We start from the raw sequence: 16950 nt of genomic DNA, 5'->3' as shown, positions 1-16950 counted from the left end.
CGGTTGGAAACGACGCTTACGCCCCCACTATCCTAGACAAGCATCCAACGTTCCCGTCGGAGTTCTCATGGCAAGCCCGTCGAACGCAAAGCCCAAAACCCATGGCCTTCGCGCGGTTCCGGTCGATCTGGACCAAAATCTCCTCACCACACGAAGACTGACGCTGGATCTCGCCGCGCCACTCACCGACGAAGATCAAACCGTTCAAGCCTTTCCGGACGCAAGTCCGACGAAATGGCATCTCGCGCATACGAGCTGGTTCTTCGAGACCTTCGTGCTGCAGCCCTTCCTATCCGGGTACCGGATTTTCGATCCGCACTATAATTACTGCTTCAATTCCTATTACGAGGCACAAGGCGCGCGTCATCCAAGACCAGCACGCGGGCTTCTTTCGCGGCCGAGCGCCGCCGATGTGCGGAGCTATCGCGCGCATGTCGATGCCGGCCTCGCGCAGCTTTTTGCGAGCGGGCAAGCCCATGAACCGCAGATCGCGTACCTTCTTGAGGTCGGCTTGAACCATGAACAACAGCATCAGGAATTGCTGCTGACCGATATTCTGAGCCTGTTCGGTTCCAACCCTTTGCGGCCTGCCTATCGCGAAACGCCATTTGCGGTGTCGGCACAAGATACGCGGCCGTTACGCTGGATCTCGTTCGGCGGCGGTCTCTATACGATCGGGCATGCGGAGCCGGTCTTTGCCTATGACAATGAATCGCCGCCGCATCGGGTATTCGTCAATCCCTTCAAGCTCGCCGACCGCCTCGTCACCAATGGCGAATGGCAAGAATTCATGCGCGACGGCGGCTATGACACCCATCAGCATTGGCTCGCCGACGGATGGGCTAAGATCCATGAAGACAATTGGCGGGCACCAGCCTATTGGGAAGAGCAAGATGGCGTCTGGCATCAGATGACTCTCTATGGTCTCGCCCCCGTCGATCCTGCGGCGCCCGTGAGTCATGTCAGTTTTTACGAGGCCGATGCATACGCCCGTTGGACCGGTAAGCGCCTACCGACGGAGTTCGAATGGGAGATCGCCGCATCGAGCGTTGCCGTCGAAGGCAATATGCTGAATAGCGGCGCCTTGCGGCCTTTGCCCGCCAAGACATCGACCGACATGATGCTGTCGCAAATCTTTGGCGATGTATGGGAGTGGACACAGAGCGCCTATGCGCCCTACCCCGGCTATCGTCCGGCGGAAGGCGCGATCGGCGAATATAACGGCAAGTTCATGTGCTCCGAGCAGGTGTTGCGCGGCGCCTCATGCGTCACGCCCGATTCACACGCGCGTCGAACCTATCGCAATTTCTTCTATCCCCATCAGCGCTGGCAGTTTTGCGGTCTGCGCCTAGCCGACGAGGCCTGAATGTCGCCTGCCATTTCCGCGAAGACCGCCCCCGCCCTGGCGCCGGACGATGAATTTGCTAGCGCTCTGATCGACGGATTGTCGGCGCCGCAAAAATCGCTTCCCTGTCGCTTCTTCTACGATGCGCAAGGCAGCGAACTCTTCGAGCAGATCACGCAACTGCCGGAATATTATCCGACGCGTTCGGAGATCGCGATCCTCGAAGCGCAGGCGAAAAGCATAGCCGCGCATACACCGCCCGGCAGCGTGCTGATCGAATTCGGTTCGGGCTCAAGCCGCAAGACCGAGATCGTCCTTACCGCGATGGCAAGTCTTGCGGCCTATGTCCCGATCGATGTGTCGGGCGATGCGCTTGCTGAAGCAAAGCTGCGTCTGCATGCGCGGTTTCCGACATTACGTGTGCTGCCGGTGATTGGTGACTTCCGCGCGGATCTGACTTTGCCGAGCGAGCTTGCACGGCGCCCGCGTCTCGGGTTTTTTCCCGGCTCGACGATCGGCAATTTCATTCCCGACGAAGCGCGCGCCTTGCTCGCCGCCATGGCGCATACGTTGAAAAATGGCGGACGGCTTTTGATCGGCATCGATCTGCGCAAGGACATTACGAGGCTCGAAGCCGCCTATGACGATGCGCAAGGCGTCACCGCCGCTTTCAACCTCAATATTCTGGCCCGCGCGAACCGCGATCTCGGCGCCAATTTCGATCTCGATGCTTTCGCGCATCAAGCGAAGTTCAACGACGCGGAGAGCCGCGTCGAAATTCACATCGTGTCGAAGCGCGCGCAGACGGTCGACGTACGCGGCAAGAGCTTCGCCTTCGAAGAAGGCGAGAAGATCCACACCGAGAATTCCTACAAATATACGATCGAAGGTTTTCAGGATCTCGCGCGGCAAGCGGGCTGGACGCCGCGTCAGGCTTGGACCGATCCCGACGGCCTGTTCAGCCTGCATGAATTGGTGATTGTCGAAAACTGAAATTAGTCTGCGACCTAACGAGCAAATGGCTTGTGCTTGGACGGCAAGGGTCTTCAATGTCGCCGGCAAATTCTGTTACGACCTTTCTCAACGTCGACTTACTCGTGAGATCCTCTGGAGGTCTGGAAAAGCTTCTTGAGTTTCTTGAGCCGTCCATGTTGGTCCTTAACAACAACGGGCAAGAAGCGGCTCTGGAATTGGGGAAAGATTATAAGTCTCTCGAAGAGACGCTATTCAATTTCATTGGAGTCATTCGATCGCTTGCGCCCGAAGGGAAAATTCTGTGGGACCGATGCGATTTTCGAAGGCTGGACATAGGCATTCAAGGAGGTCGTGAACCTCACGAAGCATCCTTTTCAATATCCAATGAGACGCTTTCCTCGCTCGCAAGTATTCAATGCGAGATCACTTTTACAGTTTATGCATCTCCTTAAAAGGTCATGCGCGTTCAGGTCGGGCAACCGGCATGAATTGGTGAGGTGGAAGGATAATCCCGAAACGTTGGGCGCGTCCTGCGCGGACTTGATCCGCGCATCCAGGCGCACGCAAGATGTTAGGCAATCGCCGCTTACGAGAAGCAACGTTGTTGGATGCGCGGATCAAGTCCGCGCATGACGGCATCGACGGTCGGGATTATTACCGCGGCGCGCGTTTCGCCAGAATGCGCTGCAAGGTACGCCGGTGCATGTTCAACCGCCGCGCGGTCTCCGAAACATTACGGCCGCAGAGCTCGTAGATGCGCTGAATATGCTCCCAGCGCACGCGATCGGCCGACATCGGGTTTTCCGGCAGTTCGGCCTTGTCGTGCCGCGTCGCCATCAATGCATTGAAGATCTCGTCGGCATCGGCCGGTTTTGCCAGATAGTCGAAGGCGCCGAGCTTCACCGCCGTCACCGCCGTGACGATATTGCCATAGCCGGTGAGGATGATGCCGCGCGCATCCGGGCGCTTCGCCTTCAATTCGGAAATCACGTCGAGGCCGTTGCCGTCGGCGAGCCGCATGTCGATCACGGCGAATGCCGGCGGCGCTTTGGCGATCGCGGCCAGCCCCTCGGCCACGGACGAAGCCTGCGAGACGATGAACCCGCGGGTTTCCATGGCGCGCGCGACGCGGGTCAGAAACGGCTTGTCGTCATCGACGATAAGAAGCGATTTCTCCGCGTCGGAGAGCGGCGGGAGCATGGCTTCGCTGGTTTTTGCCTCTGGTGGCGGGTCGGCAATGTCATTTTTCATCGGTTGGCGCCTTTCTTAATTCTATTCTAGCCGTCTGTAGCGGCTTTTGGCACAAAATATGAGCATGATCTGAGGTTTTGGCTAACGGCTTGATGCCAAACCAAAATAGACTTTTACCGCCAAGCCGCCTGAAGCTCCTCCCTCGTCGGAATGCTGCGCCCTCCCTCGAAAACAGCGCGCGGCCAGCGAATCGTGATCTTTGCCCCGCTTTTCGGCGGCGTAACATTGTCCATCTCGACCTTGGCTCCGGAGCGTTCCAAGAGTGTTTTGGCGATAAAAAGCCCAAGCCCAAGCCCGGAGCCCTCCTCGATCTTGGCGCGGCGGTCGGTCTTCGTCGTTACATAGGGTTCGCCGAGCCGCGAGATAACGTCCGGCGAAAAGCCGGGGCCATCGTCCTCGATGACCACCTTCACAGTGCTATTGGTCCATTGCCCGATAATGCGAACCTCGGATTTCGCAAAATCGATGGCATTTTCAATGAGATTGCCGAGGCCGTAAATAAGCCCCGGATTGCGCCGGGAGACCGGCGCGGAGCCTGGGCCATCGCACGAGATCGTGATCGCCACACCGAAATCCCGCTGCGGACCGACCACCTCCTCGAGCAGAAGCCGCAGGCTCATATCGCCGAGAATTGAGGTGGAATCATCGCCGAGAGAGGTGAGCTTGCCTAAAATCGTCCGGCACCGGGCGACTTCCTGGGTCAGCAGAGCCATATCCTCGCGATAGGTCGGGTTGGACGCAAGCTGCTTTTCGAGATCCCTGGCAACGAGCGTGATGGTCGCGAGCGGCGTGCCGAGTTCGTGGGCGGCCGCGGCGGCGAGCCCGTCAAGCTGGGTCAGATGCTGTTCGCGCGCAATGACGAGTTCGGTCGCCGCCAAGGCGTCGGCGAGCTTTCGGGCTTCCTCGGCGACGCGTGAGGCATAGACCGCCGTGAAAGCCGCGCCGAGCACGATCGCCGTCCAAATGCCTGCGAGATAGAGAAATGGCAGGTCGAGCGTCTCGCCCGGAAACCAGGGCAAGGGATAATGATGGAAGGTCAGAGCCGTCGCGGCGGCGATCATCAGCAGGGTCAGCCCGAATGTGCTGCGGCCCGACAAGGATGCCGCCGAGATCATGATCGGCGCGAGGAAGAGAAGCGAAAACGGGTTCTCGATGCCGCCCGTCAGATAAAGAAGCGCCGATAATTGCAACAGGTCATAGGCGAGCATGGCGGCGGCCGGCCCCTCCTGAAACCGGTCGCTGCGGCCGAACCTTAAGCGCAGTCCGACATTGAGCCAGGTGGAAGCCGCTATGACGAGCAGACATAACCCGAACGGCAAGGGAAAGCCCAAGCCGAAATGCGTGATAAACACCGCCATCGTCTGGCCGAAGACCGCGAGCCAGCGCAGCCGGACCGGCGTATCGACGCGCAGACGCCTCGATTTACGGCCGAGATCAATGTCGAGATCATGTGCCATGAATAAAGTGTTCCTTGAGCGGTGTTGCGATGATCCCCGCTTTTGACCCCATCTTGGAACATGGCGGCGCCGCAAAAGTCCATCATCTTTTCGAACGCGCAATGGAGGCAGGATGGAAGGCGCCTTGATGAAACCGGCCGACACCCTGCCTGCGATCAAAGTCGAGGCTTTGTCGAAGCACTTCAAATCCGTCGCCGCGGTGGACAAGATCTCGTTTGCGATCGAGCAAGGCTCGATCACCGGACTGCTGGGCGGCAATGGCGCCGGCAAGACCACGACGATCGGGATGATCATGGGCCTCATCCTGCCGACCTCCGGCAGCGTGCGCGTCCTCGGCCACGACATGACGCGCGACCGCCACAGCGTTCTGGCGCGGATGAATTTCGAAAGCCCCTATGTGGACATGCCGCATCGCCTTACCGTGCGCCAGAACCTGCATGTCTTCGCGCAGCTTTACGGGATGCGCGACATCGAAGCCCGCATTGCGGAACTCGCAAGCTCGCTCGCGCTCGAAGAGCTTCTCGACCGGCAATCGGGCAAGCTTTCGGCCGGACAGAAGACGCGTGTCGCGCTCGCCAAGGCGCTCATCAACGAGCCCGAGATTCTTCTGCTCGACGAACCGACCGCCTCGCTCGACCCGGACACAGCCGACTGGATCCGCACCCATCTCGAAGAGTATAGGCACGCGCATCAAGCGACGATCCTCTTGGCCTCGCATAATATGGCCGAGGTCGAACGGCTCTGCGACCGCATCATCATGCTGAAGAAAGGCAAGATCGTCGGCGATGGATCGCCCGCCGAATTCCTTGAGCGCTTCGGCCGCGATACGCTTGAAGACGTGTTTCTCGACGTCGCCCGCGAACGCGGGCATGCGGCATCGCAGCAAGCCGATACGAAAGTCGATTGATGCCGTCCTCCTATTCTTCTCAGTCTTTCTCGCTGCGGCGCGTCGGCGCCATGATCCGGCGCTATACCTATCTGTTGCGCTCGTCCTGGTCGCGCATTCTCGATCTCATGTATTGGCCCGCGGTCCAAATGGTGACATGGGGCTTTTTGCAGACCTATCTCGCGCATCTGCCGCAGACGCAAACCCTCGCCTCGCGCGCGACGCTGGCCGCCGGAACCTTGATCGGCGCGATCATGCTCTGGGACATATTGTTTCGCGGCCAGCTTGGTTTTTCGCTCTCCTTTCTTGAAGAGATCTGGTCGCGCAACATCGGCAATCTGATGATGAGCCCCTTGCGCTCGTCGGAACTTATCGTCTCCTTGATGGCGATGAGCCTCATCCGCCTCGCGCTCGGGCTCGTGCCCGTCACACTTCTCGCGATCTGGTTCTTCGGCTTCAATCTTTGGAGCCTTGGGGTCGGGCTCGCGCTTTTCTTCGTCAATCTGATCCTGACGAGCTGGTCGATCGGTCTCATCACGGCCGGCCTCGTGCTGCGCAACGGACTCGGCGCCGAAAACCTCATGTGGACCGTGATGTTTTTGATTCTGCCTCTGGCCTGCGTCTATTACCCGGTTTCCGTGCTGCCGGCTTGGCTGCAGCCGATCGCGTGGTGCCTGCCGCCGGCCTATGTCTTCGAAGGCATGCGCGCGCTTTTGCTCGAGCAGCAGCTTCGCCTCGACCTTATGGCGGAAGCCTTTTGTCTGAACATCGTGCTGTTCGGCATCTCGATCGGCGTGTTTTTCGCGCTGATGCAGAGCGCAAGACGGATCGGCAGCCTGCTTCAGACAGGCGAGTGAGCCAATTTGGCAACGCTTTCCTAAGAATGAGTCGATTCACGCAAAAGATGGATTTCCATTCATCGTTTTTGTTTCAGAATTGTTGCAGTTTGAATGCGACAACAAGAACCCTTCGGTTCTGTTGATTTAGAGGTGATTGACCCCATCTATTGTGCAGTGCATGATTTTGCTGCAATGCGGTAAGCGGGTTGCGTGATATCGGAATACCTCGCGGGACTTTTCCCGCGGATTCATAGGTCTCAACCATGACTCCTTATTCTTATCAGCTGCATGAAATTGCCTATCTGGCCCTGGCGCCGGCCCGCGCCATGTCGGATGCGACGCGTCTTTGGTACAAAAACCCGCTCAATCCGATGGCCCATACTCATATCGGGCGCAATCTCGCCGCCTCAGCGGAAATTTTCGAGCGCCTGACCCGCCGTTACGGCAAGCCTGCTTTCGGACTGGACGTCACGACCGTCGCCGGCGAGCCGGTCGAGATCCTGGAACGCATCGTCTGGGAAAAGCCCTTTTGCAAACTCATCCGCTTCGAGCGGCAATGGACGAGCCCGGCGCCGCGCCAGGACAAACTGCTGATCGTCGCCCCCATGTCGGGCCATCACGCTACGCTGCTGCGCGGAACGGTCGAAGCCTTCCTGCCCTATTATGACGTCTACATCACGGATTGGGCCGATGCGCGCCTGGTGCCGCCCAGCGCCGGCCATTTCGATCTCGACGATTATGTCGATTATCTCATCGATATGTGCGGGGCGCTGAGCCGCGAAAACGACGGCATCCCCCTGCATACGCTCGGCGTCTGCCAGCCGGCCGTGCCGCTCATCGCGGCGGTCGCCCTGATGGAAGCCGCCGGCAATCCGCATGTGCCCGCTTCGATGACATTGATGGGCGGCCCAATCGACACGCGCCGCAGCCCGACCGCCGTCAATCTGCTCGCCCAGAAACGCGGCAGCGCCTGGTTCCGCGCCAATTGCGTGCACCCTGTTCCGTTTCCGTTGCCTGGCTTCGGCCGCACCGTCTATCCTGGCTTTTTCCAATTGTCCGGCTTCATGGCGATGAATTTCGACCGGCATGTTTCGGCCCATATCGACATGTTCAAACATCTGATCCAAGGCGACGAGGATTCGATGGACAAGCAGCGCGAGTTTTATGACGAATATCTGGCCGTCATGGATCTCACCGCGGAATTCTACCTGCAGACCGTGGATACGGTCTTCGTCGAGCATCTTCTGCCCAGAGGCGAAATGATGCATCGCGGCACGAGGGTCGATCTCTCGGCCGTCAAGCGCGTCGCCTTGATGACGGTCGAGGGCGAGAAGGACGATATTTCGGGCATTGGCCAGACCTTGGCCGCGCAGGACCTCTGCGAGAACATCCCGGACAAGCGGAAGATGCATTACGAACAGGCCAATGTCGGCCATTACGGCGTCTTCAACGGCTCGCGCTATCGCGCTGAAGTGGCGCCGCGCATCCGCGCCTTCCACGCGGGATTGGTGTGACTCGACGGCGGCCCCCTTCTCCCTGAGGGAGAAGGTGCCGAGCGGATGCGAGGCGGATGAGGGGTTACCGCCCCTCAAGTCTAAGACCGTAACCCCTCACCCGGCTTGCTCTGCAAGCCACCCTCTCCCACCGGGAGAGGGCTGCCGCCCTCCCCAACAGCCGAGCTTAAGCCTACCTACCCTCCCCGAAAAGACATTGCGCCAGCCTGACTATGTCCGGCCGTTTCCCCTTGGCGACTCGGGGTTTGTCTCGTTAATCTCAAGCTATGCTAGGCCTCAAACCCAGACACGCGCCGCGCATCACCGAAGTGAGCTTCATCGATGTCTCACATGCGGGATCGTCCTATCGCGTTTTATTGAAGCGCGTCGCAACCGCGCGGCGTTTCACGCTGCGCGTGCGCGCGGCGACGCGCGATGTGATTCTCACAATGCCGCCGCGCTCGTCGCTCATCAGCGCCAAGACTTTTGCCGAACGTCACGCCGCCTGGATCGGCGCGCGTCTCGATCGTCTGCCCGCGCCGAAACATTTTGGTGCAGGCGAACATGTGCCGCTGCGCGGAACCTTGCACAAGATCGTGCATCGGCCGGCCGTGCGGGGAACAGTATGGATCGAGCCCGCCAAGACGCCCGACACGGTGCCTTTGCTTTGCGTCAGCGGAGAGGCGCCGCATCTCCCGCGCCGCGTGCATGATTATCTGGTGCGCGAAGCCAAGCGCGATATCGAACATGCGGTGATGCGCCATAGCGCGAAGATCGGCGTCAGTCCGCGCAAGATCACGTTGCGCGATACGACGAGCCGCTGGGGCTCGTGTTCATCAACTGGCTCTTTGAATTTTTCCTGGCGGCTCATCATGGCGCCGGGCTTTGTGTTGAACTATCTCGCCGCGCATGAAGTGGCGCATCTGATGCACATGGATCATTCGCCGCCGTTCTGGAAAGTGGCCAGCAAGCTCACGCCCGACGTCGATCGCGCCGAAGCCTGGTTGAAGGCCAATGGCACGAGCCTGTTGCGGTTTTCACCGCCGGGGTGAGGTTGGACACAAGATAGGCAGCATTCCATTTTACCCACAGCCCAGAATCAATTTCCGGCTCTATGTTTGGTCCATCGTCATGGCTCGGACGGCCTGCAGCGGATAAATAGTTGATACCTACGCGAACCAGTTGACACATCGTGTTTCGATACTCATCGTATGTTTTAAGAGGTATCGATTCATGCAGCTCGCGCTTTCAAATGATAATACAGAGCAGCTATTTCGTGATCTTTATTATCATCTGTACTCAAATAGTACGGTATCTCGAAGTGAAAGAATATTATCAGACTTATCTAAGTTAATACTGATATCAATAGGCTATGCCAAACGAAGCATACTTTTAGAGGTTTCACTTTTTACAGCTGGAACCGCCTCTGCAAACTTAATACTATTACCAGCATTAGCTCGGCTGTACCCTACATCTATAACATTAGACGACCGTTTCACCCTCGATGACAGCGCCTTGCGCCATGCTTTCAGCTTACTACAGAAAATCGATCTAGTTTCCTCGCCATCCCATACATTTGGTGATGCATTTCAAGCTCTCATGGGACCTCGACTTAGGGGTGACAAAGGGCAGTTCTTCACGCCGCGGTCAGTCGTCCGATCAATGGTCGATATTCTTGCACCGGAAGCAGGGAGCAGAGTCATCGACCCCGCGTGTGGGACCGGTGGCTTTTTGTCTGCTGTTCTCGATAATTGGAAGCGCAATGGTTCATCTGGGACGGTGATTGGTATCGACAAGGACCATGACCTTTCGCTGCTTGCGTCGGCTCTCTCGACCATTCATGACCAATCCGGGGATGTCCGCGTTCACAACGCCAATTCACTTTCTTTCGATCAGATAAGCGCGAAAAATGTATCATTGGAAAGTTTCGATTACGTTCTGACCAATCCACCGTTTGGAGCAAAAATCGGCGTCACAGATAAGGCGACACTTGAACAATTCGCTCTTGGTCATGTCTGGGACCATACGGCTGATGGATGGCAACAAGCTTCTGTAGTCCGCGCTTCGCAGGACCCGCAAGTGCTCTTCATCGAACTTTGCATTCGGCTCCTTAAGAAAGGTGGCCGCATGGCAATAGTATTACCGGAGGGCATTTTCGGGAATGCTGGAGCCGGATACATCTGGGACTACATCCGGGCCAATGGCCAAATTGAAGGTCTGATTGATTGCCCGCGCACGACCTTTCAGCCAGGTACGGATACAAAGACGAACATTCTTCTTTTCAAGCGCACCCCAGTGCAACAAAAGAACAATAACTGCTGGGTTGCCGTTGCTTACACATGCGGCCACGATAAACGCGGCCGAAGTGTGAAGCTAGACGGACGGCTTGTACAAGATGATTTCGCCGTAATTGCGAATGACTGGCGCGCAGCAGACAAGTATCGCAAAGTATGGAACTTGGCTACGCTTAAAGATCCTTATTATCTTGTACCGCGTTATTACGACCAACGCTTGTCGGAGGATGTTGAGCGCGACGCAGAACAATTGTCGGCTGGCGTAGTGTCTCTTGGCGAACTCGTAGACCTAAAACTTCTCTCGATTCGTAAAGGTCATGAGGTCGGCTCCGATGCTTATGGTACAGGAGATATCCCGTTTGTACGGACGTCTGACATCCATAATTTTGAAGTCTCTTATGATCCTACGAATTGTGTAAGCGAAGAGTTTTTCCTTCAATACGCCAATCAACAAAAGCTCAAATCTGGCGACATTCTTATGGTCGTCGACGGTCGCTACAAAATTGGTCGCTGCGCAATTCTTCACGAATGGTCTGTGCGCTGCATCATCCAAAGTCACCTGCGAATAATCTCCATATCTGCAAAGGCTAAATTTTCACCTATGGCACTTTTGTATAGCCTCTCCCTCCCGAGCGTTCAGCGCGAAATTCGTCGGCTGGTTTTTATCCAGTCAACATTGGGAGGATTGGGCCGCCGCATTAACGAAATTAGAATTCCGGACCCACGCGCGAGCAGCCTTTGGGGCGATACTCTTTCGCGCTTCCAAGAAGCCGTTGCGGAACGCGCTCGCCATTCAGCATATCTTCAAGGCTTCGGTTATGAAGTCGAGCTATGACTTCCCGGGGCCTCAACTTTCGCGTCCGCTCCCGCATCAACTCGGGCGATGATGGTGCGTATCCAATCGTAAAATTGGGAGAGCGAAAGTCCACCTTGGGCTATATTACATTCGCGATGCGCAAAGCCTACATTTTCGGGGTTATGTAAGCGCGGGTTCGAATGCGCGGTTTCAATCAGAGCTCTGCCTCGCTGCGCTCCTTCGAAGCTATTGAAATCAAGGAAATCGCGGCAAACTATACAGCGCGTACTTCCCGGTTCCATTTTACCGAAACGGCCGACTAAATAAGTCTCGATTTCAGGTGGAGGCATGGGCGCATTTAACATTTGGTAGGCAGCCCAAGTCAGTTTAGCGGATACATCCATACAATCTTCATAGGTGGCCGCCTTCTCACGAAGCTTTGCCTGTACCGCTGGTTTCATGGCGACCAAGTCGATAAGAAAATCTTTCTTCAGCGTAGCATCTGGAAGGAGCATTACCCAACGATCGATGCGATTGGGACCGGCGTCTACACTTTTCCATGCCGCCCCGGTCGTTTTGGTTGCATCGCGTTTGATTTTCGCGGCCACACGGGGCGCGACTTTTTCGAAGTGAGACAAATATGCGTACTCAGCGCAAGGACCATTATGGCCGACTTCGCGAGCGCAACATCTTTGGATCAACGCCTCGTATTTGGAACGCCCAGAAATGGGCTTGTTACAAAGCGTCATTTTTGATTACTTAGCTTGGGCAAAATATCGATTGGCTCACACTTGAGAGCACGGGCGATGGTAAAAACTATATCGATAGTTGGATTTCTATCGCCACGCTCGATACCGCTTATATACGTGCGATGAAGACCGGAAATATCCGCAAACACCTCTTGGGTTATACCCAGTTCTGTTCGGCGACGTTTGACCTCAAGACCAAACTGTCTGACGAGTTCATGATTTTTCACGAAGAAATTGTGGTGCGATGTAGTGTATGAGTCGACAGACAATGAGTAACATTTTGCCGCAAATAGACCGCTCTGCGATAGAACCCCAGCGACCAGCGCGGGCGAACTCGTGAGACTCGTCCCTTGAGAGGGTGGCTACTCAGGATGAGGTCTTTGACGGATCACGTCTTTGCGTGTGAAGACCCCGCTCTCACCACGCTTGCACCCCAATCCCGCCTGCTCCGCACTTCCCCCACCCGCTTTCAACAATCATCCGTACAGGCGTCGGGCCATCTATCGTTGAGAGCATTCACGAAATCGGCGACCACGTCGACATATTTCGCAAGCGCCGGGTCGTCTTTCACCAACGCCAGCTTCCCGTGCTCGGTCGTTCAGGGGTTGCCCGTGAATCGCCCGAAACAGACGTTTGATCCGGCAAATTTCAGTTTGTTCGAGCAACCGGGACTTCGTCCCATGGTCGTCATGGAACCGCGCGCCCTGCCGCGTAACGCCGGCCAACGCCGCATCGATGTTGGCCGCCGTTTCGTTGCCTGCGTTCATTAGATCACGTAGGTTGGAGCGGGATAGCAGATAAGTTTACGCAATCTGCGTAACCTTGATTGCTGGGCGGAAAACCGCTCACACTTTTCCACATCCCGCTCTAGCAGATAGGCGATCATGCAAGCTCTATGCGGTCTTGCCGAGCAGCGGATCGAGCAAGCCTTTTTTGTCCATCGCACGCATATCGTCGTAGCCCCCGATATGTTTGCCATCGATGAAGATTTGCGGGACCGTGTCGCCGCCATTGGCGCGCTTGGTCATCTCCTTGCGCAGCTCCTTCGACCCGGTCACGTCGATTTCCTTATAGGTCACGCCTTTCTTTTTGAATAAGGTTCTCGCGTCCGCGCAATAGTCGCAGGTCTGCGTCGCATACATTTCAATTTCAGCCATCACTTGCTCCTGGCTCTCCAGATCGGGGTTCCACCCCCTTTATAAAGCTCCGCCTCCGCCGGGCCAAGCTCCGGCGCGTGTACCGCGGGCCGCGGTTGGGACAACGACGCGGACGTGCATGCAAACGCCATGCGCTTCGTGATCACGTCGCAAGAGATCGCGATGGCCGCAGCCCCATGTCAGATCTCGCCATTCATCCGGCGGCGGAGATTTTCGGCGAGGCGGATCGCTTTGCTCGCCGCCAAGAGATGAATGGCGGGTTTTGAGTTAGCGAGGCACACGCCTCTCAGCCGTCATGCGCGGATTTGATCCGCGCATCCAGGCGCAATGCATGTTTGACAGGGCTTGTCCCGGCCATCCAGGCGTAGATCGCAGGCGTTGGCGCCTTTCGGCGACCCGCGTTCCTGGATGCGCGGATCAAGTCCGCGCATGACCACTCCGGCGAGACCGCGTGGACCTTACCGCTTGGCGCTGAGCCATCCGCGCCCATATGGCCGAGGTCAAGCCCGCCATGCCCCGCCGAAGTTTATGTCCATCCGGCACATCCGCGACGCTCCAGTCACCGAGGCCACCCCGCCCGGACGGGGCCGCATCGCTGGAGGCCCCGGCGGCGTCCCAAAGGCGCCGCTTCGCCTCGTGCCACGCCTCAAAGTCGACACGTCCACGTGACCTAACAGCCACACGTCGCGCTGCATCGAAACGATCATGAAGGCCCAAACTTGCCAATTGGGCCCTGTGACGGCAATCTCAGCTCAGCAAGACGTTCAGTGTATGTGTGAGTATGATCATGGACCATGGAATTGCCGATGCCGGCGAGAATGACGAGGGAGCTCGGCTTCAGCTTCGGTCGGGGCTTCTGAACCGCCGGTCGTTTCTGATCGGTTCCGCAGCCAGTCTCGGCACGCTCGGGCTCGCCGGTTGCGTGTCAGATGATGATCGGCTCCGTGCCGAGGCGGCCAAGCTCTACGGGCCGGTGCCCACCGAGAAATTCCCGATCCCGGCGGCCGATCTCAGCAAGGTCGATCCGAAATATTTTCGGCAGACCGTGCGCTACGCCAGCAATGAAGCGCCCGGTACGATTATCGTCGATCCCAGCCATTATTATGTTTACCGCATCGAAGGCGACGGAAACGCCACCCGCTATGGCGCCAATGTCGGCCGCTCGGGGTTCCTGTGGAGCGGCGAGGCTTATGTCGGGCGCAAGTCCGAATGGCCCATCTGGACGCCGCCTAAGGAGATGATCGCGCGCCAGCCGGAGGCGCGCCAATATGCCGGCGGGATGCCGCCAGGTCTCGACAATCCGCTCGGCGCCCGCACGCTCCACCTCTATCAGAACGGCGTTTACACGCTCTACACGATCTACAGCACCAGCGATCCCGAGACGATCGGGACCAATATTACGAGCGGCTGTACCGGCCTCCTCACGCAGGACATGCTCGACCTCTATCCCCGAACGCCAGTCAAGACGAAAGTGATCGTCCTGCCGGCATAGGCAAGGGCGTCAGCTCGCTGTCCAGGCGCCTCGCGCCTGCGCCACGCTTCCCGCTGCCGCTTTCAACAATCATCCGTGCAGGCGTCAGGCCATCTATCGTTTAGAGGATTGACGAAATCGGCGACCAATAGCTCTCCACTGCGCTTCAACGCGTAGCTTTTCACGCCCGACACGCCAACGGCGATCACGTCGACATATTTTGCAAGCGCCGGATCTTTCACCAACACCATCTTGGCCTGCCGAACATCCGGGGGGTATTTCCCCAAAACCACAACCGTGCCGTCTTTCATCAAAATGACGGCCTGGTAGTAACCAAAAGCCGATGTCTTCATCAACGCAACATTCAAATGGTACATCCGTATTTGGTCAGCCGAGAGTACGCCCGATAGGATGGGATCAGCCGGCGTGAAGCTTTGAATCAAGTCGTTGGCAAGCTTGGTGTCGACATGCAGTTTTTTGTCGACGCTGGCACTCGCCACCAGTTTGAACTGATCGACCGATAGTGTCTTGAATCGATTCCCGAGGCTCGATTGAACGCGCCAAAGTCCAACCAGTTTTTCCGCAAGCTCCGGCTGAAACGTGGCATTGGAATCGTAACTGGCCCGGGCGATCGATTTGACATGATCGGCCGTAAGCGCCGCGTCGATCCAGCTCATATCGGTGAGACGATCGATCCCGCTTTCGTCAATGTCGTTGCGGATGATCGTCATCGCAACCCAATTCACATAAGAACTGACCCGCGTATAGACGTCATATTCATGCGGCCGGGCGCATCCCGTACCGAAAGACGTAATGCCGATCTGGACTTTGCGAGACGTGCCGTCCGCTTGGCGTTGGGTCTGGACAAGCGGGCCGCCGCTGTCTCCCTGGCAGGTGCCTACGCCACCTGCGTCGCGGCCCGCACATAGCATTTCATCGGTGATCGTCTCGTTTTTCTCCGTTTTGCGGCAGATGCTGTTCGAGACGAGCGGCAGTGTGACCTTCATCAGAAGATCGGAGTCTGTCCCATGCTCAGTTGTTCTACCCCATCCTGTAGCAATCGCCTCCCCCGAGAGATCCGCTTGGGAATTGAGCGCGACCGGAGTTTCGGAGGTCAGTGGTTCGGCCAGTTTGATCAAAGCGATATCGTTTTCGTGAAAGACGATAGTGGCGTCGGCCGGATCGTAATCCTCGCTCGGCAGCACTTTGCTGACTGCCGGGTGTATCGCGTTGGGCGAATGAAAGTCATTGGCGCCCATCCTGACGAGGACAAGACTGGGATCGGTCCAAGCAATGCTATGATGACTGGTGAAGTCGTAATCGACGAAGCAATGCGCCGCCGTCAGGATCCAACGGCTCGATATGAGGGATGCGCCACATCTGTAATAGTGATCGCCTTTATCGTCATGTCTCGGACCAAGCGACAGACCGGCTTGGTAGGGAAAGTCGGCGATCTCGGCCGTGGTGCCGCCGACAATCTGCGGCGCGGCTTGCGCTTCCAGGACCGCTCCGCCCGACATAAGCGATGCGATCGTCAGAGCATAAAATAGATTGCCACAGCGAAAATTTTTAAGAAAGCCGTCCCGAACCCTGGCGGCGCTGCCGGTCATCTGGGTCATCAAGCCTCTCCCGTGCGGCCTCTATCCGTCGATCGGAGTAAAGCGCGCGACGCGAAGATTGTCGATCCGATTGTATCGAACCGCCCCAGCAAAGGTCGGAGCGCGATACCCCACGCCCCTCTATTTCAGCACCGTGTTCTTGTTCTCGCCCTCGGTCATGTCGATCACCAGGAGTTTGACGGGCTCTTGTCCGATATTCGCGCCCTGGTGCCATTGATCGACCGATTCCACGATGAAATCGCCGGTCTTATATTCATCGACCTTGCCATTCTCGGTGTTGACCACTTGCAAGGTCCCGGACAGGACATAGCCGTAGCGCGGAAAGGGATGCAGGTGCTCTGGCAGCACCGCGCCCGCCGCGATGTCGTAGACCGACACGCTGATATGCGCATCTTTCTGCGGCAGCACGATCTTTTGCCCGCTCGACGTCTCGGAGGTCGACAGCACCGGATGTATCGTGACGGGGCTGTTCTCCAACGCCCCGCTCGGCGGCGCGAGGAGGATGAGGCCAAGGGTCAGGGCAAACGGCAATTGCTTCATATGTTTCATGAGCGTTCTCCTTGGCCGCGACCATAGAACCGCTACGCTGTCAGACTGTTTCAACCGTCCGCTAAGATG

Annotated in this window: 15 protein-coding genes; 8 read left to right on the top strand and 7 right to left on the bottom strand. The window is 57.3% G+C overall.

From position 1 onward, the window contains the following. Positions 1–67: 67 nt before the first annotated feature. Both egtB and egtD read left to right on the top strand, forming a co-directional pair. Complete coding sequence (gene egtB / locus A3OQ_RS0107990) at positions 68–1366, top strand: ergothioneine biosynthesis protein EgtB (protein ID WP_020174855.1); 1299 nt, start codon at positions 68–70, stop codon at positions 1364–1366. After that, positions 1367–2338 (top strand): L-histidine N(alpha)-methyltransferase, encoded by a 972-nt coding sequence (gene egtD, locus A3OQ_RS0107985; RefSeq protein WP_020174854.1) that lies wholly within the window; start codon positions 1367–1369, stop codon positions 2336–2338. It abuts the gene before it with no gap. 636 nt (positions 2339–2974) lie between these two features. On the opposite strand, the gene A3OQ_RS0107975 is transcribed toward egtD, so the two are convergent. Beyond that, positions 2975–3520, bottom strand: a complete 546-nt coding sequence (locus tag A3OQ_RS0107975; RefSeq protein ID WP_040580753.1) for an ActR/PrrA/RegA family redox response regulator transcription factor — start codon at positions 3518–3520, stop codon at positions 2975–2977. Positions 3521–3684: 164 nt separating this feature from the next. Beyond that, positions 3685–5028 carry an ActS/PrrB/RegB family redox-sensitive histidine kinase gene (locus tag A3OQ_RS21695; protein ID WP_020174851.1) on the bottom strand — a complete coding sequence of 448 codons (1344 nt, stop codon included), beginning with the start codon at positions 5026–5028 and terminating at the stop codon, positions 3685–3687. A gap of 112 nt (positions 5029–5140) precedes the next feature. Between A3OQ_RS21695 and A3OQ_RS0107960 the strand changes: the two genes are divergently transcribed. From A3OQ_RS0107960 to A3OQ_RS21690, 5 genes are all read left to right on the top strand, one after another. After that, positions 5141–5935, top strand: a complete 795-nt coding sequence (locus tag A3OQ_RS0107960; RefSeq protein ID WP_020174849.1) for an ABC transporter ATP-binding protein — start codon at positions 5141–5143, stop codon at positions 5933–5935. Beyond that, positions 5935–6771 (top strand): ABC transporter permease, encoded by an 837-nt coding sequence (locus A3OQ_RS0107955; protein ID WP_020174848.1) that lies wholly within the window; start codon positions 5935–5937, stop codon positions 6769–6771. The genes A3OQ_RS0107960 and A3OQ_RS0107955 overlap by 1 nt, the downstream gene beginning before the upstream one ends. Before the next feature lie 245 nt (positions 6772–7016). Further along, complete coding sequence (locus A3OQ_RS0107950) at positions 7017–8267, top strand: polyhydroxyalkanoate depolymerase (protein ID WP_020174847.1); 1251 nt, start codon at positions 7017–7019, stop codon at positions 8265–8267. 266 nt (positions 8268–8533) lie between these two features. Continuing rightward, the gene (locus tag A3OQ_RS0107945) at positions 8534–9298 is read left to right on the top strand and encodes a M48 family metallopeptidase (protein ID WP_020174846.1); all 765 of its coding nucleotides are present in this window, start codon (positions 8534–8536) and stop codon (positions 9296–9298) included. Between the two features lie 181 nt (positions 9299–9479). Then, positions 9480–11375 carry an N-6 DNA methylase gene (locus A3OQ_RS21690; RefSeq protein ID WP_083931542.1) on the top strand — a complete coding sequence of 632 codons (1896 nt, stop codon included), beginning with the start codon at positions 9480–9482 and terminating at the stop codon, positions 11373–11375. On the opposite strand, the gene A3OQ_RS24325 is transcribed toward A3OQ_RS21690, so the two are convergent. From A3OQ_RS24325 to grxC, 3 genes are all read right to left on the bottom strand, one after another. Then, positions 11357–11974 (bottom strand): hypothetical protein, encoded by a 618-nt coding sequence (locus A3OQ_RS24325; RefSeq protein WP_210162191.1) that lies wholly within the window; start codon positions 11972–11974, stop codon positions 11357–11359. The two genes, A3OQ_RS21690 and A3OQ_RS24325, sit on opposite strands and share 19 nt — an antisense overlap. 107 nt (positions 11975–12081) lie before the next feature. Further along, complete coding sequence (locus tag A3OQ_RS24010) at positions 12082–12312, bottom strand: helix-turn-helix domain-containing protein (RefSeq protein ID WP_083931664.1); 231 nt, start codon at positions 12310–12312, stop codon at positions 12082–12084. A gap of 666 nt (positions 12313–12978) precedes the next feature. Next, complete coding sequence (gene grxC / locus A3OQ_RS0107910; protein ID WP_026595622.1) at positions 12979–13242, bottom strand: glutaredoxin 3; 264 nt, start codon at positions 13240–13242, stop codon at positions 12979–12981. Between the two features lie 781 nt (positions 13243–14023). On the opposite strand from grxC, the gene A3OQ_RS0107900 reads away from it, so the two are divergent. Next, positions 14024–14734, top strand: coding sequence for a L,D-transpeptidase (locus A3OQ_RS0107900; protein ID WP_020174837.1), 711 nt, complete (start codon positions 14024–14026; stop codon positions 14732–14734). Positions 14735–14796: 62 nt separating this feature from the next. On the opposite strand, the gene A3OQ_RS0107895 is transcribed toward A3OQ_RS0107900, so the two are convergent. After that, entirely contained in the window at positions 14797–16332 is a 1536-nt protein-coding gene (locus tag A3OQ_RS0107895) for a serine protease (RefSeq protein ID WP_020174836.1), read from the bottom strand. A 120-nt stretch (positions 16333–16452) separates the two neighbouring features. After that, positions 16453–16881, bottom strand: a complete 429-nt coding sequence (locus A3OQ_RS0107890) for a cupin domain-containing protein (RefSeq protein ID WP_020174835.1) — start codon at positions 16879–16881, stop codon at positions 16453–16455. Positions 16882–16950 lie beyond the last annotated feature (69 nt).

The organism is Methyloferula stellata AR4 (genome assembly GCF_000385335.1).
GTDB classification, from domain to species: Bacteria; Pseudomonadota; Alphaproteobacteria; order Rhizobiales; family Beijerinckiaceae; genus Methyloferula; species Methyloferula stellata.
This window is presented reverse-complemented; position numbering and strand designations above follow the sequence as displayed.